This window comes from Bradyrhizobium sp. Crot121, assembly GCF_059512385.1.
On record NZ_JCAMOR010000043.1, the window covers coordinates 26,987 to 50,507 of the forward strand.

Sequence of the window (23,521 nt, forward strand, 5' to 3'; positions counted from 1 at the left end):
GTGATCTCAGCCACCGGGGTACTGCGCAAAATAGGCATCTCGCAATGCTTCTTCGAGCAGCCTGCCTTCCGAATAGCCGTCGAGCGACGCCGGCCGCGTCACCCCGTCGAGCAGCCGCGAGCACGGTTCCGGCGCGCCAAGCACGGTGCGCACCGGAATGCGCTCGGCATAGATCGGGAGCTCGTAATCCTCATCATCGTCGGCGACGCCTTTGGCGCGGATCTTGGCGGAGGCCTCCTCGATCTCCATCGCGATGAAGGAGGTCGCCTTGATCTCCTGCGTATTGCTCGGCCGCAGGCTCGCGGTGCGATCGGGAAAGAAGCGGTCGACCATCGCGACCAGCGCACGCTGCTTCTCGTCCGGATCGGTGACGATATAGGCCGTCCCGAACGCCATCACCGCGCGGTAGTCCGCCGAATGATTGAAGCCGCAGCGCGCCAGCACCAGGCTGTCGAGATGCGCAACCGTGAGACAGACCCTCTGGCCGGCGGACTGGTTCCTCAGCATGCGGCTCGCGCTGCTGCCGTGCCAGTAAAGCTTGGTCCCCTCGCGCCAGAAGAAGGTCGGCGTGCAATAGGGCTGGCCGTCGATCGCATAGGAAACGTGGCACAGCATCGAGGAATCGAGGATGCGGTGCACGGTTTCATGATCATAGAAGCCGCGATCATGGCGGCGCTTCACCTGGTTTCGTGGTGACAGCGGATAAGAGGCGGCAGCACCTTCGCTCACGGCAGCTCCTGTTTCTGGATTTTGAACGTTTCGAAGCAGTTGTAGCGCCGGATTTGGTCTGCGATAGTGCCAATTCCATGCGAAAAATTTCGACCAATTCTGCGTCGCCGCGCAAGGCCGAGCTGCCGCTCGACCTTTCCGGACCGCATGTCACACCAGGCGCTTCCGCCCAGCAGCGCCTCTACCAGGCGCTTTGCCACGCCATCCTCGGCGGCATCGTCAAACCCGGCGAGCCGCTACCGCCCTCCCGCACTCTCGCAAAGCAGACCGGCTTTCGCCGCAACGCGATCGTCACCGCGTATGAGCGTTTGATCGCGGACGGGTTCGCAGTGGCGACCACGGGCTCGGGGACGTTCGTCGCGGCGCGCATCCCTGCGCGAGCCCGCGAGGCACCGAAGCCGAAGATCACCATCGATGCGCCCCAGCAAGGCGCGCTGGCGCTTGGCTGCACGCATATCGATAGCCGCGCCCTGCAGCGCTTCCGCGCCTTCGTCGGCCGAAGGATGCGCGCCTTCAGCGCCGAGCATTTCCACTACGGCGATCCCAGGGGCAGCCGCGAGCTCCGCGCCGCAATCGCCGACCATTTGTTGTCGGCGCGCGGCCTGCGCTGCGATCCCGAGCAGATCATGCTGACGTCCGGTACGCTGCACGGCCTGCGGATCGTGCTCAGCGCGATCCTTAGGCCGCGCGACCAGATCTGGTGCGAGGACCCGGGATACCCGATCGCACGCCGAACCATCGAGCATTGCGGCTATCGCGCGGTTTCCGTTCCGGTCGATGCATCGGGCATGGTGGTTGCGAACGGCCGGGCCCGGGCACCGGCGGCCCGTGCGGCCTATGTGACGCCATCGCATCAATTTCCGCTCGGCGTGCAGATGTCGATGCCGCGCCGGCTGGAACTGCTGGACTGGGCCAAGGCCGCCGATGCCTTCGTGTTCGAGGACGATTACGACAGCGAATTCCGGTATGACGGCGCTCCCCTGCTGTCGCTCGCCGGCATCGACCATCTGCGGCGCGTCATCTACATGGGCACATTTGCCAAGACACTGTTTCCCGGATTGCGCGTCGGCTATTGCGCGCTGCCTGAAAAATTGATCGGCTCGGTGACGGCGGCCCGCGCCGCGCTCGATCGCTTTCCCGGCACGCTGATGGAAGGCGCGGTCGCGGACATGCTCAACTCCGGCGCCTTCGCCGCCAACCTGAAGAAGGTGCGCAGGCTCTACCGCGAGGCCCGCGACGTGCTGGCTTCGACGCTGTCGGCGGCTTCCGAAGGCGAGCTGTCGGTGCCGGTGCCCTCGCAGGGTCTGCATCTGGTGGCACGGTTCGATCCATCGACCGAACCGCTCGTCGCGTCAGAGGCTAGGAGCGCGGCCGGGGTCGACGGCTGGCTGCTCGCGGAGACCTATCATCGTGCGCGTCCCCTGCCCGGCTTCGTGCTGGGGTTTGCCGGCCACGACCTTCCGCAACTGAAAGCATCGGCCGAACGACTGGCGAAGGCCTCGCTCACCGCGCTGCACGAGAGCCGTAAGCCGAGAGCCCGCGTCGCCAAAACGTCAACGGCGCCCGCGGCTCTATGAGAATCGCGGGCGCCTCATTAAGCTGAAAATGAAAAGCTGTACGGCGGAGATACCGGATGCCCGGCAATCGCAACGTCCTGTATCTGATCATCGGTGTGCTGCTTGCCGCCATCGGCGTGCTCAGCTACCAGCTCTACCAGGCCAAGAAGCAGCCCGAAGGTTTCCAGATCAACGTCGGCCCCGACGGGTTGAAGATCCAAGGCAAGTGATGCTGATGATTTCGAAAAGAGTTCTGCGCGTCGGTTGCATCGTGCTGCTTGGCTGGCTTGCATCACCGCTGTCAGCGTCAGCCCAGGTGCTGGGACGCGAGCAGGACATCATCGATTTGCGGCTGGGCCAGCGCGTGATGGTCGACGACGGATCATGCCCTGCGGGCCAGATCAAGGAAGTCTCGGGCTCGCAGATGACGAGCCAGGGCGTGACGCGCGTGCGCAAATGCATCCCGCGCCTCGGCACCAAGAAGCGCTGAGGTGTCCGTTATGCCCCGCCCAGGCGGGGCATCCAGTAACCAACATCGCCAGTTGTGCGCACAAGAAGCGCCGCGGAATACTGGATCGCCGGTCAAGGCCGGACGATGACCTCGTGGGATGATCGAGAAACGCCGCTCACTCCGTCGCCGGATCGAACATGCACTGCAGCGTCGGCTTCGCGATCTTGGTGAAGGTCGGGCCGATCTCGGACTGCTTTGACGGCGGCACCCAGTCGGTCTCGATCGTCGGCACGCCGGTCTCGCTGATCCCGCGCAGCAAGGCTTCGCGCAGATCGGGATCCTCGACGGTGGCGGCAGCATAGTCGTGCAGACAGCCGCATACGGCTTCCGGATGCGCCCAGCGGCCAAGCATGTGGGGGGCGCACTGGCGCACGAATTCACCGCGCGGGTCGGGCAGCACCTTGAACAGGGTGCGGAATTGCACCGGCTGCGTCTGATGCGCTGTCGGCGCCTGCGCTTGCGCCGAACTGGCAGAAATGATCGATGCCGCGATGACGGCGAGACAGGTGCGCAAGAGCATGCAGTTCATTTACCGTCGGCTTTCCTGCAGACTTCTTTACGACGCTCAGTTGGCGGCAACGACGATAGCCTGAATCGTGGCGCCTGCAATCGGCGAACCCGTATAGGAGAAGCTGCCGATCCCCGGAAGGTCGCTGTTGGAGGACCCGGCCATTGAGGGTCCAGCCAGGACGAAGGCGAAGGCAAGGATGAAGCTGATCGTCCGCATTTGGCTGTCTCCGGTCTTCCAGCGTTCCCGCCGTCGTATGGCGGTTTGATAACCACGCCCTGTTTCCGGACATCTGCGCGAAAACCTCAAAATGGTTTCATTCCACTGCCGAAATGTTTCGTCAGCTCCGTGCGACGAAACATTGGTGCGAAAAACGCAATGATTTCAGTACCCGCATTTCTGGTACACCAGCGCCCTCGTGCCGTGCCTCGCCACTAGCGAAGAAATGATCACCGCGCGAATGACATAGATCAACGCCGGCAACCGCGGTTTGGCGCTAGATTATTGGGGTGCCGGTCAACAACGTCGCGAGTTCTTAATCTTTGGCCGCTAGGAGCACTGCAGTGAACTGAACCCAACAGCTTGCTCCGCCGACTCAGTCGCACAACTCGCAACCTTTGTTGATGGTCGCGCGTTAGCTACTTCTCTCAATCCAACGAAGGATCGCAGTCGTGGGCAATGGCAACATCGACGTTGGCAAGGAAACCGCGACCCGCAAACCCGGCCAGCAGCAGATGGCGGGTGCGATGTCGCAGCAGGACATCCACGTCATGGGTGACAATGAATGCGCGCAGCAGAAGCTTGTCCGCCTCGTAGGCTGCCGCGATCCCCAAGCCCGCCTCCAGGCCAGCATGCGAGGGTCCGACTGGAAGAAACGGCAGTTCTAGAGCGTTTTCGAGCGAAGCATGCCCTCGGACTTGATCCGAGGGTGGACACCGGTTCGCGTGAAAACGCGTCAAAACAAGAATCTAGAGCTTCGGTTCCGATTCAATCAGAACCGAAAATGCGCTAGCCCTTCCTCCACTACTGGATGAAGTCGCCGCACTTCTGCACGACAGCGTCGGCCGCGCCCCACGGCATGATCGGCACGGAAGAGGTCGAGTTCTTCGGCGAGCCTTCGATCAGCTTGTCCGAATAGACCATATAGACAAGCACGTTGCGCTTGGCATCGCACCCGCGGACGATCTGCATCTTCTTGAAGAACAGGGACCGGCGCTGGCGGAACATGTCGTCGCCCTGGCTCATCTTGTCCTTGAAGCGGATCGGGCCGATCTGCCGGCAAGCCAGTGAAATGTCGGAGACTTCCTCCGCTACTCCCAGCCAGCCCTTGAAGCCGCCCTTCTCCGGCACCGTGAAATGACAGGCCACACCCTCGACCTCGGGATCGTCGACGCCATAGGTCGCGAGCTTGTCGTTGGGCGAAATCCATTTGAACACGGTGGAGCGGCGGAAGATCAGGTCGGGCTCGTCGGCAGCGACTGCCGCCTGCACCAGTCCCAGCGCCAGGACGACTGTGGCCAAAGCCAGCCTCTTCCAAGGCAGTTGCGGAGAAGTGATGGCTTTGGCGTGCATGATGGCTCCGCTACGTTGTTGGCGCGGCCTATGTATGGCGAAAAGGCTGCAAGGAAAGGCTGAAAGGAAAGGCTGCGCGCATTGAGAGGCGCGTTGGCCGGTTTAACCTAATGTGAGGCTTTTTTGCTACGCTTTCTACGAAAAGCGCTACGATCACAGAAGGGTTAAAGTGCCTGCGCTGGTGAACGTATTTCGCCTCTGCGACAACCAACCAATAGCGGACTGGGAATCTTAAGGACTATGCGCGTGAGCGGACGTCGGGTTTCAACATTGCATACTGCAAGTGAACGGGCTTGGAAGATCGCGCTTCTGGCGACGGTAGGCACGCTCGGCGCCGCCTCGCAGGCGGATGCCGCGCTCTACTACTACCGTGACTATGATCCCACCTACTATCAGCCCGAGCCGCAGATTCAGCCGCGGCGGCAGAAGCCGCGCAAGCCCGCTGCAAAAGCTGCAGCCCCGGAGAAAGAAACCGGTATCAAGCCTCAGACTCCGCTGATCATCACGGTCTCGATCCATGACCAGAAGATGCGGGTCTTTGACGCCAACGGTCTGTTTGCCGAGAGCCCGGTCTCGACCGGCATGAAGGGCCACTCCACCCCGATGGGTATCTTCAGCGTCATCCAGAAACACAAATTCCATCACTCCAACATCTATAGCAACGCGCCGATGCCCTACATGCAGCGGATCACCTGGTCGGGTGTCGCGATGCATGCCGGCGTGCTGCCCGGCTATCCGGCTTCGCACGGCTGCATCCGGATGCCGATGTCATTCGCGATCAAGATGTGGAATTGGACCAAGATGGGCGCGCGCGTCATCATCACGCCCGGCGAGATCACACCCGTTGCTTTGTCGCATCCGCTGCTCGCCACGCAAAAGGTGGCGCCGCAACCCGTTGCCGAAGAACCGAAGGTGGATGCTCCGCTTGGCGTCAAGGGCGACAAGGGCGCGGAGCTCAAGCCTGCCAACGAACCCGGTATCGAGCTGCGCGCCACCGTGGGTCATGCCGAGTTGCAAACATCGCTGCGCGAGCAGACCCATACTGCGGACGCTAGCGGTGCGATGCCGGCCACCCGGCTGGACAACAGCGCGGTCGGCGAAGCGAACTCAGCCGGCGAGCAGAATCCGATCGACATCACTGCCAGCACGGAAGCTTCGAAATCCGAAATCCTTGCCGGTGAACGTGTGAAAGCCGCGAGAACGGCCGAAGCGGTCAAGCAGGATGCACCGAAAGTCGACGCCGCCAAATCGACCGAGCCCAAAGAATCCGAGCAAGCGGCCGAGCCCGCCAAGCCGGGCGACGCGCCCGCTGCCGACGTCAAGAAGGATGGTTCACGTTTGCCAGCCGCCGCAAAGCTCGATCAGCCGAAGCGGACCGGCCAGATCGCCGTCCTGATCAGCCGCAAGGATTCCAAGCTTTACGTTCGGCAGAATTTTGCGCCGCTGTTCGAGGTGCCCGTGGTGATCGCGCCTGGCGACCGGCCGCTGGGCACGCATGTGTTCACCGCCCGGGTCGACAAGAGCGATCCCAACCTCCTGCGCTGGTCGGTGGTCTCGTTGCCGACTGCACGCACAGCGGCGCGGCTCGAGGAAGATGCCTATCCGGGACGGCGCCGCCGCGGCGCGACGGCCTCCGCCGAGGTCAAGCCGCAGCCGCTCGCGAGCAGCCCGGCAGAAGCGCTCGACCGCATCACCATCCCGCAGGACGCGATGGCGCGCGTCAACGAGGCGCTGACCACGGGCGGCTCGATCATCGTTTCCGACCAGGGCATCAACCAGGGCGAGACCGGCGAAGGCACGGACTTCATCATCCCGCTGCGCTGAACGTCTTGGCTGGGAGCGCAGACCAGCTCCGGCCTTCTCCAGCACAATAAATTGAGGCTCTCTCCTCCGTCATTCCGGGATGCGCCGAAGGCGCAGACCCGGAATCCATCGGGCCACAACACGTGCGGATGAATGGATTCTCTGATGTGCAATTGCACATCATAGCTCGCGCTTCGCGCGCCCCGGAATGACACGCAAATCGACGCCGCAAGCACGGCTTCGCCTCTCCGCCGTAACGTCTTGTTGAAAGCCCCGCTCCACCCGGCCGGGTTATTGTTCACCGAATCTTCACGCTGAAGGGGAATGGCCATGATCAGCCGCAGGATTTTTGTCGCGGGTGCGGTGGCGGTATTGGCCGGACCTTTGTACTCCCGGAGCTTGCGAGCGGAGCCGGCGATGAGCCGGGTCACCGCTTATGCCTTCTCGTTTCCGGCGCTGGAGGGCGGTGACATCCGGCTTGCCGAGCATGCTGGCCGTCCGCTCCTGATCGTCAACACCGCCTCGCTCTGTGGCTTCACCCCGCAATATGCGGGGCTGCAGGCGCTGTGGACGGAGTTCCGCGACCGTGGCCTGGTCATCATCGGCGTCCCCTCCAACGATTTCGGGAGCCAGGAGCCCGGCGGCGCCACCGAAATCGCCGAGACCGCGCATCACCAATATGGCGTCACCTTCCCAATGGCGGCCAAGGCCGTCGTGAAAGGCCCCAATGCGCATCCCTTCTACAGATGGGCTGCCGAGGCGCGTCCGAAGGATGTCCCGCGCTGGAACTTTCACAAATATCTGATCGGCCGCGACGGCTACATCGCCGACGTCTTCCCTGAACAGGTTGCGCCGGAGGACACGAGGGTCAAGACCACCATCGCCCGGGCGCTGGCGGCGGCCTGATCCCCTGCAATTTACCTGTGCAGGAAGTCGGCCTCCGTTGCATTGGCGGGGTGTGACCATCTAGGCTACTATTAGTTGGGGTGGGCGGCAGTTCGAGCGGGCTTTGGATACCTCCACCCGCACGATAGCTCTAGGGAACACAGCCATGCGCATTGCGGCAGGTCTGATTTTGGCGGGCGCAGTTTCGCTGCTCTCGTCCACCGCGGTTTGGTCGCAGACTCCCCCAACGGTCAAAGGTGCTCCCGTCGCCAAAGGCGCGAACGCCGCTCCGGCGCCCGCGCAGCCGGCGGCCACTCCGCAGGCAGCGCCTGCGCCGGTTCCTGCGGCCGCCCCCGCACAGCCACCGCAGCCAGCACGCGCCGCTTGCAACAATCCGAACGCGCTCGGCGTCGGCCGCACGGTCGAGATCGACACGACAGGCGGACCCGGCTTCGGCTTCGAGCATTTCAAGCAGCTCGACTTCCTGCGCGACCACGAGGTGGTCCTCACCTTCGACGACGGCCCGTGGCCGAACAACACGCCCGCCGTGCTGAAGGCGCTGGCGGACGAATGCACCACCGGCATCTTCTTCCCGATCGGCAAGCACGCGACCTACCATCCCGAGATCCTCAAGCAGGTTTACAACGCCGGCCACACCGTCGGCGCGCACACCTGGTCGCATGCCAACCTGAACAACAAGAAGCTGACTGAAGACCAGCGCAAGGACGAGATCGAGAAGGGCTTCGCCGCGGTCAAATGGGCGCTCGGCGTCTCGCCTTCACCGTTCTTCCGCTTCCCGGCGCTGCAGCATCCGCCCGAAATGGTGACCTATCTCGGCACCCGCAACGTCGCCATCTTCTCCTGCGACCTCGACTCGTTCGACTTCAAGGCGAGCAAGCTGCAGACGGTGATCGACACCGTGATGAAGAAGGTCGACAAGCTCGGCAAGGGCATCATCCTGATGCACGACTTCCAGAAGCACACCGCCGAAGCCCTGCCCGAATTGTTGAGCCGGCTGAAGGCCGGCGGCTACAAGGTCGTCGCAATGCGCGCCAAATCCCCGGTGCAGGTGCTGCCGAAATATGAGGAAGAGCTGGCCAAGGACGCCAAGCTGCCGACGGTGAGCGCACGGCCGGTCAACAGCGTCGTGACGACGGTCAACGAATAGCCTCCCGAGTCGTCGTGCCGGCGTTGCGTTTCGAAGGCTATGTGATTGTCTCCGCCGATGGCCGGCTGGCGAACGCAAATAATGTGATGCCGAACGAATTGAAGTTCGAGGGCGACAAGAAGTTCTTCTCCGCCGCCCTCGACCGTGCCGACTTGATCGTGCATGGCCGCAATTCCTACGAAGACCAGCCGAACTCGCCACAGCGAAAACGCATCATCGTGACGCGCAAGGTGCCCGCCATCGCGGCCGATCCCGCGAATCCGAAAGCTACGCTCTGGAATCCCGCCGGCGCCTCGTTCGAGACGGCGAGCGCGCAAGCGGGTGTCACTTCCGGCACTGTCGCGATCATCGGCGGTCCTTCAGTGTTCGATATGTTCATGGACCGCTACGACACGTTCTGGCTGTCGCAGGCGCCGCGGGTGAACCTGCCGGACGGGGAGCCATGCTTTCCCGGTGTCCCTGCCCGCTCGCCGCAGCAGATCCTTGCATCCCACGGATTGAAGCCGGGCGAGCCGCAAATCCTCGATGCCAACCAAGGCGTCACCGTCACGCCGTGGCGGCGCGACACAGCGTGAGGCTGCCGTAGCCCGGGTGGAAGCGCCAGCGTAACCCGGGGCCGCTCGCAAATACGGATACCGCCATCCCGGGTTACGCGTTCCGCTCCACCCGGGCTACAAGTCTCTCACGCATCGCCGTAAGCTGCCTCAGTGCTCCGCGGCGTGCGGCCGTAGCCGGCGAGGATGAACAGCGCGCCGATGATCGACAGGTTCTTCAGCGCCTCCATCAGCGTGTGGGCGTTGTCAGGCGCCGGCTGATTCCAGAAATCGTGGAAGTAGAAGGTCGCGCCGACCACGAGGATGATGAGCAGGATCGAGAAGAATCGCACCAGCCAGTTCAATGCGATCATCAGGCCGGCGATAACTTCGAACACGCCGACCGAAATCGCGATCAACTGCATGATCGGCATTGCCGCCAAGGTTTCAAGCTGGTGCGCATAGGGCGCTGCAATCTCGGGAATGGTGATCTTGGCTGCGAAGGAATCCGCGGTCGCCTGGATCGCCAACAGCTTGGTTGCTCCCGAATAGATGAACAGGACGGCGAACAAAACTCGTCCGAAAGCAATGAACCCCGGCATGGTCGTCCCCATTGATCGCAGTCGTGAACCGAGCCCGGAACGATTATGGTCGTTCCGCCTGCCGCGAGCAATTCGAATTCGTCTCCGCCAAGATCATGATCCGATGAATCGGATCATGATCTCATCTTCTTGTTTGAGCAGGAGCTTTTCGGATCATGCTCTAGCCGAACAAGGTCGGCTGCGCGCGGCCCGCACGCTCCTGCGCCTCGACCGCGGCGACCGCCGTCATGTTGAGGACACCGCGCGCCGTCACCGACGGCGTGAGGATATGCGCCGGCCGCGCCGGGCCGATCAGGATCGGGCCGACGGGAAGCGCGTCTCCCAGCGACTTGATCATCTGGTAGGCGATGTTGGCCGCATCGAGATTCGGCATGATCAGGATGTTGGCCTCGCCTTCCAGCTTCGATCCCGGCAGCACCAGGTCGCGCACGGCCTTGGACAGCGCGGTGTCGCCCTGCATCTCGCCGTCGGCCTCGATCTCCGGATGCTTTTCTTTAAGGAGCTGCGTGGCGCGCCGCATCTTGCGCGAGGATTCGGTGTCGTAGCTGCCGAAATCCGAATGCGACACGAACGCGACCCTAGGCTTGAAGTTGAAGCGCTGGACGTGGATCGCTGCGAGCGAGGCCATCTCCGACAGCTCTTCCGGGCTGGGATTCGGCCGTACCTGCGTATCGGCAATGAAATAGGCGCCCTTGGTCGAGATCATCAGCGCCAGCGCCGCGTAGTCGCTGACCCCGGGCAGGAAGCCGATGATCTCGCGCACGTGGCGCAGATGGCTCATGTAGCGGCCCTCGACGCCGCACAGCATGGCATCCGCCTCGCCGCGCACCACCGCCAGCGCCGCGATGACAGTGTTGTTTGTGCGCACCACCGTACGCGCCGCATCCGGCGTCACGCCGCGCCGGCCGGCGACCTCGATATAGGACTGCACATAGGAGCGATAGCGCGGATCGTCCTCGGGGTTGACGAGGTCGAAATCCTTGCCGGCCTGGATCGCAAGGCCGAACCGCTTGATGCGGGCTTCGACCACCGAGGGCCGCCCGACCAGGATCGGCCGCGCCAGCTTCTCTTCCAGCACCACTTGCGTGGCGCGCAGCACGCGCTCGTCCTCGCCTTCGGCGTAGATCACGCGCACCGGCTGCGTCTTGGCCTTGGCGAACATCGGCTTCATGACGAGGCCGGAGCGGAAGGCGAAGCGCTCGAGCAGCGCGGTGTATTCGTCGAAATTCTTGATCGGCCGTGTCGCTACGCCCGATTCCATCGCCGCCCTTGCCACCGCCGGCGCAATGCGCAGGATCAGGCGCGGGTCGAAGGGGCTTGGGATCAGCGAGCCGGGCCCGAAACCCTGCGTCTCACCGGTGTCGTAGCGCGACGCGACCGCATCCGAGGGCGGATCGCGCGCGAGCTGCGCGATCGCGTCGACCGCCGCATGCTTCATCGCCTCGTTGATCGCGGTTGCGCCGACGTCGAGCGCGCCGCGGAAGATGAAGGGAAAGCACAGGACGTTGTTGACCTGGTTCGGGAAGTCCGAACGTCCCGTGCAGATCATGGCGTCGGGGCGCGCCTTCCGCGCCTCGTCCGGCATGATCTCCGGCACCGGGTTGGCGAGCGCCATGATCAGCGGGTTCTCCGCCATCTGCTTTGCCATTTCCGGCTTCAGCACATTCGGCGCCGAGAGGCCGAGGAAGATGTCGGCGCCGCCGATCACGTCGGCCAGCACCCGCGCATCCGTGTTCTGCGCGTAGACCGCCTTCCAGCGGTCCATCGAGGTGTTGCGGCCCTCATGGACGACGCCGTCAATGTCGCAGACCCAGATGTTCTTGCGCTGCGCCCCCATCGACACCAGCAGATTGAGGCAAGCGATCGCAGCCGCGCCTGCACCGGAGCAGACGATCTTCACCTCGGACAGCTTCTTGCCGTTCAGCAGCAGCGCGTTGACGATCGCAGCCCCGACGATGATCGCGGTGCCGTGCTGGTCGTCATGGAAGACCGGGATCTTCATCCGCTCCTTGAGCTGCGCCTCGATCTCGAAACACTCGGGGCCGCGGATGTCCTCCAGATTGATGCCGCCGAAGGTCGGCTCCAGCGCCGCCACCGTCTCGACCACGCGCTCGATCGTGTCGGCCTTGATCTCGATGTCGAACACGTCGATGCCGGCGAATTTCTTGAACAGCACCGCCTTGCCTTCCATCACCGGCTTCGAGGCCAGCGGGCCGATATTGCCGAGCCCAAGCACCGCGGTACCGTTGCTGACCACCGCGACCAGGTTCGCGCGCGCCGTCAGCGAGGCCGCCTCGGCGGGGTTTTTTGCGATCTCGGTGCAGGCGGCGGCGACGCCGGGCGAATAGGCGAGCGCCAGGTCGCGCTGGTTGGCGAGCGGCTTGATCGCCTGTATTTCGAGTTTGCCCGGTCGCGGCAGCCGGTGATAGGCCAGCGCCGCCGAATGGAGATCTTCAGAAGAGGATGACATCGTACTCTCGCGTTTCCGGCCTCAAGCTCTTATTCTATGCAAGTCTTGTTCTATGCAGTCTAACAAGGCCAGTTGTCCGGCAGATGGAGCCGGATGTGAAGCACGCCGGGCCCCCTCGATGCAACATCGGATCGCACTCCCGTCAACAGCCGCCCGCCTGCGCAATATTTGAGGCCATACCGCCCTTTCCTTCTCCGGTCATCCCCTTGAGAACATGGCAGTTTGTCCCCGGGATGATCGGTAATTCGGAGCTGACCGGATGATACGGATTTTGATCGGCCTGATCGCCGCGGTCGTGGTCGCCGCCGCCGGCCTGCTCGGCTTCAATCTCTACGTGCAGCATCGCATGACCAGCGGCATCGAGGCCGCCTTCGCGCAGGTCCGCGCCGCCGGCGGCAAGGCCAGTCATGGCAAGGTGACGGTGGATATGCTGGCGCGCACCGTCACGGTCGTCGACATCGTGGGCGAATCAGCGGCGCAGCCACCGGCGCGCTTAAGGATCGCGAGCCTGACCGCCGCCGGCGTCCGCCAGCCCGACCGGACCCGCGTCTCCGCGGAGAGCATCGAGCTGGCCGATATCGAGCTGGCAACCGAGGTGACCGACAAGATGCCGGTCAAGGTGACCTACAAGGTGCCGCGCTTCACGGTGAAGGACTATTCCGGCCCCTCCAACTCGGCGCAACTGCCGGCCTCGGAATCCCTGCTCGACATCTATCGCTTTGCGCTCCAGCAGTTCACTGCGGTTGCGGCCTCATCGGTCACGATCCCGTCGGTGACCGGCACGATCAATGGCGGCGCGGCGACGCCTGATGGTGGCGAGTTCGCCTATTCGGGCGTTGCGCTGCAAGACATCAGGGATGGCAAGGTCGCCAGCACCAAGGCGGACAGCTTCACCTTCACGTTGAACACGCCGCAGGCGGGCAAGCGCGCGAAACTGACCGGCACTCTCTCCAATCTCGTCGCCCATGATTTCGACGCCGCTGCGGCCGGCACCGTGCTCGATCCCGGGAGGTCGAACGACGACAGCTATCACCGCATCTACCGGGAAGTCTCGGCCGGCCCCTATGTGCTGGCCACCGACCAGGGCATGCGGGCGCAGATCGACAGCATCACGGTCGACGATATCGCCGTGCGGCCGTCAAAGCTGCAACTGGCGGCGATCCTCGCGCTGATGCCGCAGCCCGGAGCCGGCCCTCCGACCCAGGCTCAGGCGCGCCAGATCATGGCGAAGATGGCTGACGTCTATGAGGGCATCCGCATCGGCAATGCGGAATTGCGCGGACACACGATGCTGACGCCGCAGGGGCCTTTCAAGCTGGCGGCGATCCGCGCCAATCTGGAAAACGGCCGCGGCCAATTGGCGCTTGAGGGCCTGGACGTCGAGACGCCAAAGGGGCCGTTCAGGTTCGACCGTCTTGCGCTGAATTCCTTCGACATCCCGCAATTGATGCGCTTCGCGGCGCGCGCCAACGCCGAGCCAAGGACCACGCCGGATGAAATTTTCGGTCTGTTCAGGGTGCTCGAAGGCATCGAGGTCAAGGGCGCGGCCACGCCCTTCCGCGACACCGACAAGCTCGTCAATATCGACACCATCAGCCTGAGCTGGGGCCAGTTCGTCGGCCCCGTCCCAAGCAAGGCGCATCTGGTGGCGAAGCTGAACGTGCCCGTAGACGCGACCGATCCGGCGATGCAGCCGCTTGTGGCGGCCGGCATCGACCGGGCGGCCATCGCCCTGGATCTCGGCGCGGGCTGGACCGAACAGTCCGGCGCCTTCGTGCTCGCGCCCGCAAGCCTCGAGATCGGCAACCTGCTGAAGGCGTCCGCCCGCGTTGCGCTCGCCAATGTGCCGCGAGCCGTGTTCTCCACCGATCCGATGCAAGCAGCGAGCCTCGCCGGCCAGATTGAGGCCGGAGCCATCGAGCTCAGCTTGCGCGACGGTGGCTGCGTCGATCTGATCGTCGCGCAATATGCCCGAGCTCAGAATGTCAGTCGCGAGGCGGCGAGAGGTGCCATCATCGACCAGATCAAGGCGTTTGGCCAAGCCGTCGCCGCCAATCCCGATGCCGCCGCCGCGGTGGACGCCGTGGTCCGCTTTGTCGAGAGTCCCGGACAAACGCTGATCATCAAGCTGACGCCCCGCGGCAAGGTGCCGGGGCTTCAGCTCGTTCAGCTCCTCAAGACCGACCCGCTGATCGCGCTCGCGCAATTCCAGGTCGAGGCCTCGACGGGACTCTGAGCATCACTTATTGGGCAAATTCACCCTGATGTGAAGCTCGCGGAGCTGCTTCGTCGTGGCTTCCGACGGCGCGCCCATCAGGAGATCGACGGCCTGCTGGTTCATCGGAAACAGCGAAATCTCGCGCAGGTTCGTGGTGCCGCAGAGCAGCATCACGATGCGATCGAGCCCCGCCGCCATGCCGCCATGCGGCGGCGCGCCGTACTGGAACGCGCGGTACATGCCGCCGAAACGCTCGACCACGTCCTCTTCGCCATAGCCCGCGATCTGGAACGCCTTCACCATCGCTTCCGGCTTGTGGTTGCGGATGCCGCCGGAGGCGATCTCATAGCCGTTGCAGGCGATGTCGTACTGGAAGGCCTTGATGGTCAGCGGATCCTGCGTCTGCAGCGCTTCCAATCCGCCCTGGGGCATCGAGAACGGGTTGTGCGAGAAGTCGACCTTCTTGTCTTCCTCGTTGTACTCATACATCGGGAAGTCGACGATCCAGGCGAGCTCGAACCGGTCCTTGTCGATCAGGTTCAATTCCTCGCCGAGCTTGGTGCGCGCGAGGCCGGCGAACTTCCAGAACTTGTCGGGCTCCCCGGCGACGAAGAATGCCGCGTCGCCTTCCTGCAGGCCGAGCTGCTCACGGACCGCAGCGGTCCGTTCGGGACCGATGTTGTTCGCAAGCGGGCCCGCGCCCTCGCCGCCTTCGCGCCAGAAGATGTAGCCGAGGCCCGGCTGGCCCTCGCCCTGCGCCCAGGAGTTCATGCGGTCGGCGAACGCGCGGCTGCCGCCGCCCTTGGCCGGGATCGCCCACACCTGGTTCTTCGAGTCTTCCAGCATCCGCGCGAACACCTTGAAGCCGGAGCCGCGGAAATGCTCTGAGACCTCCTGCATGATGATCGGGTTGCGCAAATCGGGCTTGTCGGTGCCGTATTTGCGGATCGCGTCAGCAAATGGAATCCGCGGCCAGTTCTTGGTGACCGGCTTGCCCTTGGCGAAGTCCTCGAACACGCCCGTGATGACCGGCTCCATCGCCGCAAATACGTCGTCCTGAGTCACAAAACTCATTTCGACGTCGAGCTGGTAGAACTCGCCGGGCAGGCGGTCGGCGCGCGGGTCCTCGTCGCGGAAGCAGGGCGCGATCTGGAAGTAGCGATCGAAGCCCGACATCATGATCAATTGCTTGTACTGCTGCGGTGCCTGCGGCAGCGCGTAGAACTTGCCGGGATGGATACGCGAGGGCACCAGGAAGTCGCGCGCGCCCTCCGGCGAGGATGCGGTGAGGATCGGCGTCTGGAATTCGAAGAACCCCTGCTCCTTCATCCGCTTGCGCATGGAATCGACGATCGCGCCGCGGGTCATGATGTTCTGGTGCAGCTTCTCGCGACGCAGGTCGAGGAAACGGTACTTAAGCCTTATGTCTTCAGGATATTCCTGTTCGCCGAACACCGGCAGCGGCAGCTCGGCGGCGGGGCCGAGCACCTCGATCTCGCTGACATAGATCTCGACCTGCCCGGTCGGAAGTTCCGGGTTGTCGGTGCCTTCGGGGCGGCGGCGGACCTTGCCGTCCATCCGCACCACCCATTCCGAGCGCAGCTTTTCGGCATCGTGGAACGCCGCCGAATCCGGGTCCGCCACGCATTGCGTGATGCCGTAATGATCGCGTAGGTCGATGAACAGCACGCCGCCATGGTCGCGAACGCGATGAACCCAGCCGGAAAGGCGGACCGTCTCGCCGATGTGGCTCTCGCGGAGCGCGCCGCATGTATGTGACCGGTAGCGATGCATGGACTTCCCAAACAGATGTCGGAGGGTTCGAATCGGGCGACCAGCGGCCTGCCCGAATTTGGGGGTCGGTTTACCCGAGGCCGCGAGGTGCGGCAACCAAGGGAACGCCTTGATTTGCGCCCGAACCGGACATTTTCGGCCCCGATGGCGCGAAGTGTTTGCCTAATCGGGGCCCGAGCCTATCTTTACACTATGACGGTGCATTTCCCCTTCCAGAACTCCTATGCGGCACTGCCGGCGAACTTTTTCGCCCGTGTCGCGCCGACCCCGGTTGCCGCCCCGCGCCTGATCAAGCTCAACCGGCCGCTCGCGGTTCAACTCGGGCTCGATCCGGACCTTCTGGACACCCCGGAAGGGGCGGAAATCCTCGCCGGCAAGCGCCTGCCCGAGGGCGCCGACCCCATCGCGATGGCCTATGCCGGCCACCAGTTCGGCCAGTTCGTTCCGCAACTTGGCGACGGCCGTGCCATCCTGCTCGGCGAGGTCATTGACCGGGACGGCGTCCGCCGCGACATCCAGCTCAAGGGTTCCGGCCCGACCCCGTTCTCACGCCGCGGCGATGGCCGCGCCGCGCTCGGCCCGGTCCTGCGCGAATACATCGTCAGCGAAGCGATGTTCGCATTGGGCATTCCCACGACGCGTTCGCTCGCGGCCGTCATCACCGGCGAGCATGTGATCCGCGAGACCGCGCTTCCCGGCGCGGTGCTGACACGTGTGGCGGCGAGCCATGTGCGCGTCGGCACCTTCCAGTTCTTCGCCGCCCGCGGCGACACCGATGGCGTGCGTGCCCTCGCCGATCACGTGATCAACAGGCATTATCCTGAAGTGGCAAAGTCGGATCGTCCGTATCACGCTTTGCTCGAAGGCGTCGTCGCCCGCCAGGCCGAGCTCGTCGCGCGCTGGCTCCTGGTCGGCTTCATCCACGGCGTGATGAACACCGACAACACCTCGATCTCGGGCGAGACCATCGACTACGGCCCCTGCGCCTTCATGGACGACTACAACCCCGCGCAAGTCTACTCTTCAATCGACGAGATGGGCCGGTACGCCTATGGCAACCAGCCGCGGATCGCGCTGTGGAATCTGACGCGATTGGCTGAATGCCTGCTGCCGCTGTTCTCCGACGACCAGGAGAAGGCGATCGAACAGGCGCAATTCATCCTCGGCGATTTCTCCGAGAAGTTCAGCGCCGCCTATGCAGCGGGTCTGCGTCGGAAGATCGGCCTGTTTAGCGAACGCGACGGCGATGAGGCGCTGATCGAGGGTCTCCTGGATGCCATGGCGAAAAACCAGGCCGACTTCACCCTCACCTTCCGCCGCCTCGGCGATGCAGCCCTGGATGCATCGGCCGACGAGAACGTCCGCGCCCAGTTCATGGATCCGCAGGCCTTCGACGAGTGGGCCACGCGCTGGCGGGAACGCCTTGCCCTCGAGCCACAAACGCCGTCCGAGCGCCACTCGGCCATGTGCGTCGTCAACCCCGCCTTCATCCCGCGCAACCACCGCGTCGAAGCAGTGATTGCGGCGGCGACGAACGATGACAACTACGCGCCGTTCGAGGAACTGTTGACGGTGCTGTCAAAACCCTACGACGACCAGCCGCAATACGCAGCTTACGCCGAGCCGCCGCTGCCGGATCAGCGCGTGCTGCAGACATTTTGCGGGACGTGAGCCGACCTCCCCGTCATTCCGGGGCGATGCGCAAGCATCGAGCCCGGAATCCATTTCGCCGCCAGCGCAGGCGGTCCAATGGATTCCGGGCCTGCGCCTTACGGCGCATCCCGGAATGACGCGCTAAGCTTGCCTGCCTTCCTTAGCAACAATTCGCCGCTCCCGTCGTTGGCCCGACACCCATCAGCGATGGAGCATGGCATGAACGAGCGCAATCGCGATCCGGGAACTCCGATAAAGCGCGTCGAGCCGAACGGCGTCGAGCCTGAGTTCTCCGAGGATGATCTTCAACGACAGCAATTCGGTCCGCGCGGAGTGCCCGGGCAACCGGACCCGGCAAGGATGACGCCGCAACGGGCCAAGAAGACACCAAAGAATGCCAATCCGGGCGGACATACCGCCTGAGTGTTGGGAGACCGCGTATGTTGGACACCCTGTCACTGGCAGAAAATGTAGAGCATAACCTCGGCGATCGCGGCTACTTCGTCGCGCCGCTCGATGACCTCGTGACATGGGCGCGATCGGGTTCGCTGATGTGGATGACCTTCGGCCTTGCCTGCTGTGCCATCGAACAGATGCAGGTCTCTATGCCGCGCTATGACATCGAGCGTTTCGGCGCCGCGCCACGCGCCTCACCGCGACAGTCCGATGTGATGATCGTCTCGGGAACCCTCTGCAACAAGATGGCTCCCGCCTTGCGCAAGGTCTACGACCAGATGCCGGAGCCGCGCTATGTGATCTCGATGGGCTCCTGCGCCAATGGCGGTGGCTACTATCACTATTCCTATTCAGTCGTGCGCGGCTGCGACCGCATCGTCCCGGTAGACATCTACGTCCCCGGTTGTCCGCCAACCGCAGAGGCCCTGCTCTACGGCATCATGCTGTTGCAGAAGAAAATCCGTCGCACCGGCACCATCGAACGATGATAATCGCGGTAGGATCGGTAGAGCGAAAGCGAAACCCATCGCGATGAGCAAGCCGCGAATGATGGGTTTCGCTTCGCTCTACCCATCCTACGGATTTCGCTCCACTCAATCTTACGAAGATTTAAGGTGGGGCCCGGTGTGCCTAGGAGGCCGAGCCCCATAACCTCAACAACCTGGCCGTCAAGCTGTTCGGCTACATTGATATCCTAGTGCCGCTGGCCCACCTCGTATTGATCTGCCGCAACTGCGGCGCGCGTTTCATCGCGGGGTGAATTGGGAGAGATCGTCGATCCCGGTTTGTCGTTCCAGATCAGCCACCCGCTTTGTCATCATCTCGAACCCGTCGTCGCCAAAGAGCTGATGTTCCTTTCGCTCGAAATCCTCGGCCATTGCATCGAACCCATGCGCGGAAACCAGGCTCCTCAGCATCGGGAACAGCTCGGTGTCTTCGCGCGCTGCGTGGGGACGATACATCGCGATGAAGGCGCGAACCGAGTCGGTAAGCTGTCGCCGGTCCTCGCCATCCTGCCGACTGCCCGGTGCCGTTCGGAGGATCGTCTCGGTCACACCCCGCCCGGCCTTGTGCTGGATCAGCAGCGTGTCGACGAGATCGACCATCTTTCCGGCTTTCTTGAAGCGTGGAAAGACCGCGTGCTCCTCCGACTCCTCGTGATAGTTGTGGATGAAGTCGCGCACGATCTCGGCAGCGCGCGTCATGACCGAGGGGTCGAAATCCTCCTTAGCGGCAAACTTGCGGAGCCCCGCTTCGTAGACCAGAAGCACCCGATCGAGCACGCCGTGCTCGCGCATCAAATCTTCCGGCGGCGTGACCTCTGTCTTCTCCTTTTCCTCCTTGGACCGCGCTACAGCGAGTGACGGCGGGATCAGTCCCGCGGTCGCGATGATTCCCGTCACGGCAGTCCCCGTGATCAGAGCGCGTTTCCTGATATCGACATCCCGGTTCATCTCACAGGCTCCTCACAGGGATGATGCCCGCCGTCATCCTGCTCTAGCGCCAAGCCGCTTCGTTCTTCTGCTCGTAATCCGTGAACGCTTTCTCCAGCCCGCCGATCACCTCGGCTGAGGTCTCGAACATGGCCTTGAGCTGTGGTTCATCGACCTTCGCGATGTCCTCGCGAAGGTGGGTTTTTATGTCGTGTAACGCCTTTCGCATTTTCTGCGTATGATGGCGGGGATCCCGTTCGGCGGCACTTGCCATGACCAGTCTCGTGCTGAGTTGTGATAGCCCGACGCACTCGATGGACGGGCGTCACGGTTGGCGCGCTAACAGTTCAAGAGAACTGCGGTTCCTGCATCGATCCCGGCGCGGGAACTTGTCTGATGGGAATTCTGGACGATGAACATTGAGCGGACTTCAGACAGCGAGGCCAAACCTCCGCGCGCGGGCTCGCCGCTCGAAGTGCTTCTGGTCTTCCTCAAGCTCGGGCTGACGTCGTTCGGCGGCCCGATCGCCCATATCGGCTATTTCCGTAGCGAATTCGTCGAGCGCCGCAAATGGCTCGACGAACAATCCTATGCGGACCTCGTGGCGCTCTGCCAATTCCTGCCCGGTCCGGCGAGCAGCCAGGTCGGATTTTCGCTCGGATTGATGCGCGCAGGTTATCGCGGCGCGCTGGCGGCATGGACGGGTTTCACGCTGCCATCGGCCGTCGCGCTCCTGCTGTTTGCCTATGGCGCCAGCGCATTGAGCGGACCGGTCGGAACGGGGCTGGTGCACGGCCTCAAACTCGTGGCGGTCGCGATCGTAGCTCAAGCGGTATGGGGCATGGCGCGGACCCTATGCCCCGACCGCGAGCGCGCCTCGATCGCGACGGTCGCCGCACTCATCATCCTGTTCAGCACATCATCGGTAGCGCAGATCGGCGCGATCCTGCTCGGCGGCATCGCCGGACTATGGCTCTGCCGCGCCGCGCAGCCGAGCGGAGAAAGCCATTTCGCCGTGCCGGTGTCGCGCGCCGCCGCTCTCGTCGCACTGGCGGCGTTCCTGATCCTGCTCGTCGGCCTGCCGGTCCTGGCACGGCTGTGGCCGTACGCGGGCATTGCCTTGTTCGACGCCTTCTATCGCTCCGGCGCGCTCGTGTTTGGCGGCGGCCATGTCGTGCTGCCGCTGCTGCGCGAGGCCGTGGTGACGCCGGGCTGGGTCGGCGACGACGTATTCCTGACCGGCTATGGCGCCGCCCAGGCCGTCCCCGGACCGCTCTTCACAGTTCTGTGCGTCAAGTTCAGCAAAATTGATCATGGGGTCCGGCCAAGCCATCCCCTCGGCGCCGTCGTCAAAACGTCGTCGCACGGCATCGCCGGAGCCCTCATCGGCTTGTTCGGCATATTCCTTCCGGGCGTCCTGATCCTGCTGGCAGCGCTGCCGTACTGGGACAGCTTTCGCAAACGTGCGGGCGCCCAGGCGATGATGCGCGGCGTGAACGCAGCGGTCGTCGGCATCCTGGGCGCGGCGCTCTACAATCCGGTATGGACCAACACGGTGCAGACGCCCACGGACTTTGCGATTGCCCTCGTCGGATTCGTGCTGCTCATCGCCTGGCGCGCACCGCCGCTCGTGGTCGTCGCCTTCAGCGCCATCGCGGGAATTGGCGCGGCGATCCTGTGACGCTTGACCAGTGTTTTTCCGGATAGGATTTCGGTCGCCTTCGTGTTCTAGGGTGAGGCGTTCATGTAGGCATATTTACGTGCGCCCGGCAGCCAACGCTGTCGGGCTATTCGTTAACCGCAGGATGGGTACTCGAGCCATTCCCTCACCCCTGAGGAGGTTGCGAAGCGACCGTCTCGAAGGGCGAGGCCTCCGGCGGGGCCTCATGGTTCTCAAGGCGATGCGAAGCAGCGTCCGGAGACGCGCGAAGCCTGTCATTCGGGCCGCGCTTTGCGCGGACCCGGTGCGCTCCTCACCGTGAGGGGTGACAGTGCCCGCCTCACCAGCGACCGTCACGCGGCCCCGCCATTAACCCGGCATCCACCATCGCGGCGGCGGACGGCCGGTAACCAAATCCCTTAACAGACCGTCAACCCGATCCCGACAAGTCTTACGACTTTGTTAGGGAGATTGCCGATGGAAGCCTTTGCTCTTGAATTCGTGGGAATGGCGATGGTGGCTCTCTGCCTGGTCGTGCTCGCAATGCCCGCCGCTCGTCGGCCCTCCAGGCACGGTCGTCACGAGTAAGGCGGCGGCCCAACCACCGTTTTCGCGCCCTGCGACGCCCACGCGGCGTCCGCCGCCTGTTCCGCGCGGCCTGACCTGAGCCTATGCAGGGCCAGAATTGCAGCCAAGCCCCTTGACATACCTGCGCTTTCGGCAGAACGCGTGTCGGAAGCGTCATGGACTGTTCATGGATCTGATTAACACCACCTGGGAACTGCAGGCGGCCTGCGACCGCTTGGCCGCCCACCCCGTTATCACCGTCGACACCGAGTTCCTGCGGGAAACGACCTACTACCCCCTGCTCTGCGTGCTGCAAATGGCGAGCCCGGACGAGGCCGTCGTGATCGACGCGCTCGCTCCCGACATCGACCTCACACCGTTCTTCAAGTTGATGGCCAACGAGCAGGTGCTGAAGGTATTCCACGCCGCCCGGCAGGACATCGAGATCGTCTGGCACCGCGCCAACACCATCCCGCACCCGATCTTCGACACGCAGGTTGCGGCCATGGTGCTCGGCTATGGTGACAGCATCGCCTATGACCAGCTCGTCGAGCGCATCACCGGCCATCGGCCGGACAAGACCCACCGCTTCACCGACTGGTCGCGTCGGCCGCTCAGCGCCGAGCAGACCCAATACGCGGTCTCCGACGTCACGCATTTGCGCGATGTCTTCAGCGCGCTCGATGCCGACCTGAAGAAGCGCGGCCGCAACGACTGGGTCAGCGAGGAGATGGAGATCCTGACCTCGCCCCGCACCTACGACTTCCATCCAGAGCGCGCCTGGGAGCGGCTGAAAACCAGGGTGCGGAAGCCGCGCGAGCTCGCGGTGCTGATCGAGGTCGCCGCATGGCGCGAGCAGGAGGCGCAGAGTCGCGACGTGCCGCGTTCGCGCGTGCTGAAGGACGAGGCGGTGGGCGATATCGCAACGCATGCGCCGACGTCGCTGGAGAAGCTTGCCAACCTACGCTCGCTGCCGAAAGGATTTGAGCGCTCGAAATGGGGCACGGACATCATTGCCGCCGTGCAGCGCGGGCTCGCCCGGGATTTCGCCAAGCTGCCGAAGATCGAGAAGCCGCGCAACAATTCCAACGGTGCGGCGATCGTCGAACTGTTGAAGGTGCTGCTCAGGATGACGTCCGAGCGGCACGCAGTCGCAAGCAAGGTGATCGCGACCGTCGACGATCTCGAGCAGATCGCCGCCGACGATCATGCCGACGTCGCCGCCCTGCACGGCTGGCGCCGCGAATTATTCGGCGAAGCGGCGCTCAAGCTCAAGCACGGCCGGCTGGCGCTTGCGATCGACAAGGGACGCGTGGTCAAGGTGGAACGCGCCAAGGAGTAGCCGGGTAGTTATCGCCGTGCGCAAACCCAGCGGACTTGTGTTGAAATTCCAGGTCGCAAGC

The 23,521-nt window shown here is 63.7% G+C and carries 23 protein-coding genes; 13 read left to right on the forward strand and 10 right to left on the reverse strand.

The window, feature by feature from the left end:
* Positions 1-6 precede the first annotated feature (6 nt).
* Complete coding sequence (locus AC5ZGW_RS29500; RefSeq protein WP_130227941.1) at positions 7-729, reverse strand: pyridoxamine 5'-phosphate oxidase family protein; 723 nt, start codon at positions 727-729, stop codon at positions 7-9.
* A gap of 77 nt (positions 730-806) precedes the next feature.
* Between AC5ZGW_RS29500 and pdxR the strand changes: the two genes are divergently transcribed.
* Genes pdxR through AC5ZGW_RS29515 form a run of 3 tightly spaced genes read left to right on the forward strand, consistent with a single transcriptional unit; the run spans position 807 to position 2,775 of the window.
* Positions 807-2,306 carry a MocR-like pyridoxine biosynthesis transcription factor PdxR gene (gene pdxR / locus AC5ZGW_RS29505; RefSeq protein ID WP_130227940.1) on the forward strand — a complete coding sequence of 500 codons (1,500 nt, stop codon included), beginning with the start codon at positions 807-809 and terminating at the stop codon, positions 2,304-2,306.
* 56 nt (positions 2,307-2,362) lie between these two features.
* Entirely contained in the window at positions 2,363-2,515 is a 153-nt protein-coding gene (locus AC5ZGW_RS29510) for a hypothetical protein (protein WP_165435379.1), read from the forward strand.
* Positions 2,516-2,520: 5 nt separating this feature from the next.
* On the forward strand, positions 2,521-2,775 hold the full coding sequence (locus tag AC5ZGW_RS29515) for a DUF6719 family protein (RefSeq protein ID WP_165435378.1): 255 nt from the start codon (positions 2,521-2,523) through the stop codon (positions 2,773-2,775).
* A gap of 136 nt (positions 2,776-2,911) precedes the next feature.
* Here AC5ZGW_RS29515 and AC5ZGW_RS29520 read toward each other — a convergent pair whose 3' ends face one another.
* From AC5ZGW_RS29520 to AC5ZGW_RS29535, 4 genes are all read right to left on the reverse strand, one after another.
* The gene (locus tag AC5ZGW_RS29520; protein ID WP_028165871.1) at positions 2,912-3,316 is read right to left on the reverse strand and encodes a hypothetical protein; all 405 of its coding nucleotides are present in this window, start codon (positions 3,314-3,316) and stop codon (positions 2,912-2,914) included.
* A 45-nt stretch (positions 3,317-3,361) separates the two neighbouring features.
* A complete protein-coding gene (locus AC5ZGW_RS29525; protein ID WP_165435377.1) occupies positions 3,362-3,523 on the reverse strand; it encodes a hypothetical protein in 162 nt (53 codons plus the stop codon).
* 428 nt (positions 3,524-3,951) lie between these two features.
* Positions 3,952-4,137 (reverse strand): hypothetical protein, encoded by a 186-nt coding sequence (locus AC5ZGW_RS29530; protein WP_165435376.1) that lies wholly within the window; start codon positions 4,135-4,137, stop codon positions 3,952-3,954.
* A gap of 190 nt (positions 4,138-4,327) precedes the next feature.
* Entirely contained in the window at positions 4,328-4,876 is a 549-nt protein-coding gene (locus tag AC5ZGW_RS29535) for a CreA family protein (protein WP_051396930.1), read from the reverse strand.
* A 240-nt stretch (positions 4,877-5,116) separates the two neighbouring features.
* On the opposite strand from AC5ZGW_RS29535, the gene AC5ZGW_RS29540 reads away from it, so the two are divergent.
* The 4 genes from AC5ZGW_RS29540 (at position 5,117) to AC5ZGW_RS29555 (ending at position 9,307) form a co-directional block, all read left to right on the forward strand.
* Positions 5,117-6,700, forward strand: coding sequence for a L,D-transpeptidase family protein (locus AC5ZGW_RS29540; protein WP_130227938.1), 1,584 nt, complete (start codon positions 5,117-5,119; stop codon positions 6,698-6,700).
* Between the two features lie 309 nt (positions 6,701-7,009).
* The gene (locus AC5ZGW_RS29545) at positions 7,010-7,585 is read left to right on the forward strand and encodes a glutathione peroxidase (protein WP_130227937.1); all 576 of its coding nucleotides are present in this window, start codon (positions 7,010-7,012) and stop codon (positions 7,583-7,585) included.
* Positions 7,586-7,730: 145 nt separating this feature from the next.
* Positions 7,731-8,732, forward strand: a complete 1,002-nt coding sequence (locus AC5ZGW_RS29550) for a polysaccharide deacetylase family protein (RefSeq protein WP_496114000.1) — start codon at positions 7,731-7,733, stop codon at positions 8,730-8,732.
* A 14-nt stretch (positions 8,733-8,746) separates the two neighbouring features.
* Positions 8,747-9,307, forward strand: coding sequence for a dihydrofolate reductase family protein (locus tag AC5ZGW_RS29555; protein ID WP_245474899.1), 561 nt, complete (start codon positions 8,747-8,749; stop codon positions 9,305-9,307).
* Positions 9,308-9,414: 107 nt separating this feature from the next.
* Here the strand turns inward: AC5ZGW_RS29555 and AC5ZGW_RS29560 are convergent, their stop codons facing one another.
* Both AC5ZGW_RS29560 and AC5ZGW_RS29565 read right to left on the reverse strand, forming a co-directional pair.
* Positions 9,415-9,867 (reverse strand): DoxX family protein, encoded by a 453-nt coding sequence (locus AC5ZGW_RS29560; RefSeq protein WP_130228060.1) that lies wholly within the window; start codon positions 9,865-9,867, stop codon positions 9,415-9,417.
* Positions 9,868-10,027: 160 nt separating this feature from the next.
* A complete protein-coding gene (locus AC5ZGW_RS29565; RefSeq protein ID WP_130228059.1) occupies positions 10,028-12,337 on the reverse strand; it encodes an NADP-dependent malic enzyme in 2,310 nt (769 codons plus the stop codon).
* A gap of 259 nt (positions 12,338-12,596) precedes the next feature.
* Between AC5ZGW_RS29565 and AC5ZGW_RS29570 the strand changes: the two genes are divergently transcribed.
* On the forward strand, positions 12,597-14,573 hold the full coding sequence (locus tag AC5ZGW_RS29570; RefSeq protein WP_130228058.1) for an aq_1923 C-terminal domain: 1,977 nt from the start codon (positions 12,597-12,599) through the stop codon (positions 14,571-14,573).
* Between the two features lie 3 nt (positions 14,574-14,576).
* Here AC5ZGW_RS29570 and aspS read toward each other — a convergent pair whose 3' ends face one another.
* Positions 14,577-16,349 carry an aspartate--tRNA ligase gene (gene aspS, locus AC5ZGW_RS29575; protein ID WP_130228057.1) on the reverse strand — a complete coding sequence of 591 codons (1,773 nt, stop codon included), beginning with the start codon at positions 16,347-16,349 and terminating at the stop codon, positions 14,577-14,579.
* A gap of 192 nt (positions 16,350-16,541) precedes the next feature.
* Here aspS and AC5ZGW_RS29580 point away from each other — a divergent pair, with 192 nt between their 5' ends.
* From AC5ZGW_RS29580 to AC5ZGW_RS29590, 3 genes are all read left to right on the forward strand, one after another.
* Entirely contained in the window at positions 16,542-18,020 is a 1,479-nt protein-coding gene (locus AC5ZGW_RS29580; RefSeq protein WP_130228056.1) for a protein adenylyltransferase SelO, read from the forward strand.
* Positions 18,021-18,221: 201 nt separating this feature from the next.
* Positions 18,222-18,425 (forward strand): hypothetical protein, encoded by a 204-nt coding sequence (locus tag AC5ZGW_RS29585; RefSeq protein ID WP_130228055.1) that lies wholly within the window; start codon positions 18,222-18,224, stop codon positions 18,423-18,425.
* A gap of 17 nt (positions 18,426-18,442) precedes the next feature.
* Positions 18,443-18,946 (forward strand): NuoB/complex I 20 kDa subunit family protein, encoded by a 504-nt coding sequence (locus AC5ZGW_RS29590; protein WP_080663859.1) that lies wholly within the window; start codon positions 18,443-18,445, stop codon positions 18,944-18,946.
* 258 nt (positions 18,947-19,204) lie between these two features.
* Here AC5ZGW_RS29590 and AC5ZGW_RS29595 read toward each other — a convergent pair whose 3' ends face one another.
* Positions 19,205-19,756 (reverse strand): hemerythrin domain-containing protein, encoded by a 552-nt coding sequence (locus tag AC5ZGW_RS29595; RefSeq protein WP_245474898.1) that lies wholly within the window; start codon positions 19,754-19,756, stop codon positions 19,205-19,207.
* Between the two features lie 199 nt (positions 19,757-19,955).
* Positions 19,956-20,165, reverse strand: a complete 210-nt coding sequence (locus AC5ZGW_RS29600) for a hypothetical protein (protein ID WP_130228053.1) — start codon at positions 20,163-20,165, stop codon at positions 19,956-19,958.
* A 138-nt stretch (positions 20,166-20,303) separates the two neighbouring features.
* Between AC5ZGW_RS29600 and chrA the strand changes: the two genes are divergently transcribed.
* Together chrA and rnd are read left to right on the forward strand one after the other, a co-directional pair.
* Entirely contained in the window at positions 20,304-21,572 is a 1,269-nt protein-coding gene (gene chrA, locus AC5ZGW_RS29605; protein ID WP_130228052.1) for a chromate efflux transporter, read from the forward strand.
* Between the two features lie 733 nt (positions 21,573-22,305).
* Entirely contained in the window at positions 22,306-23,460 is a 1,155-nt protein-coding gene (rnd, locus tag AC5ZGW_RS29610; RefSeq protein WP_130228051.1) for a ribonuclease D, read from the forward strand.
* Positions 23,461-23,521: the final 61 nt, after the last annotated feature.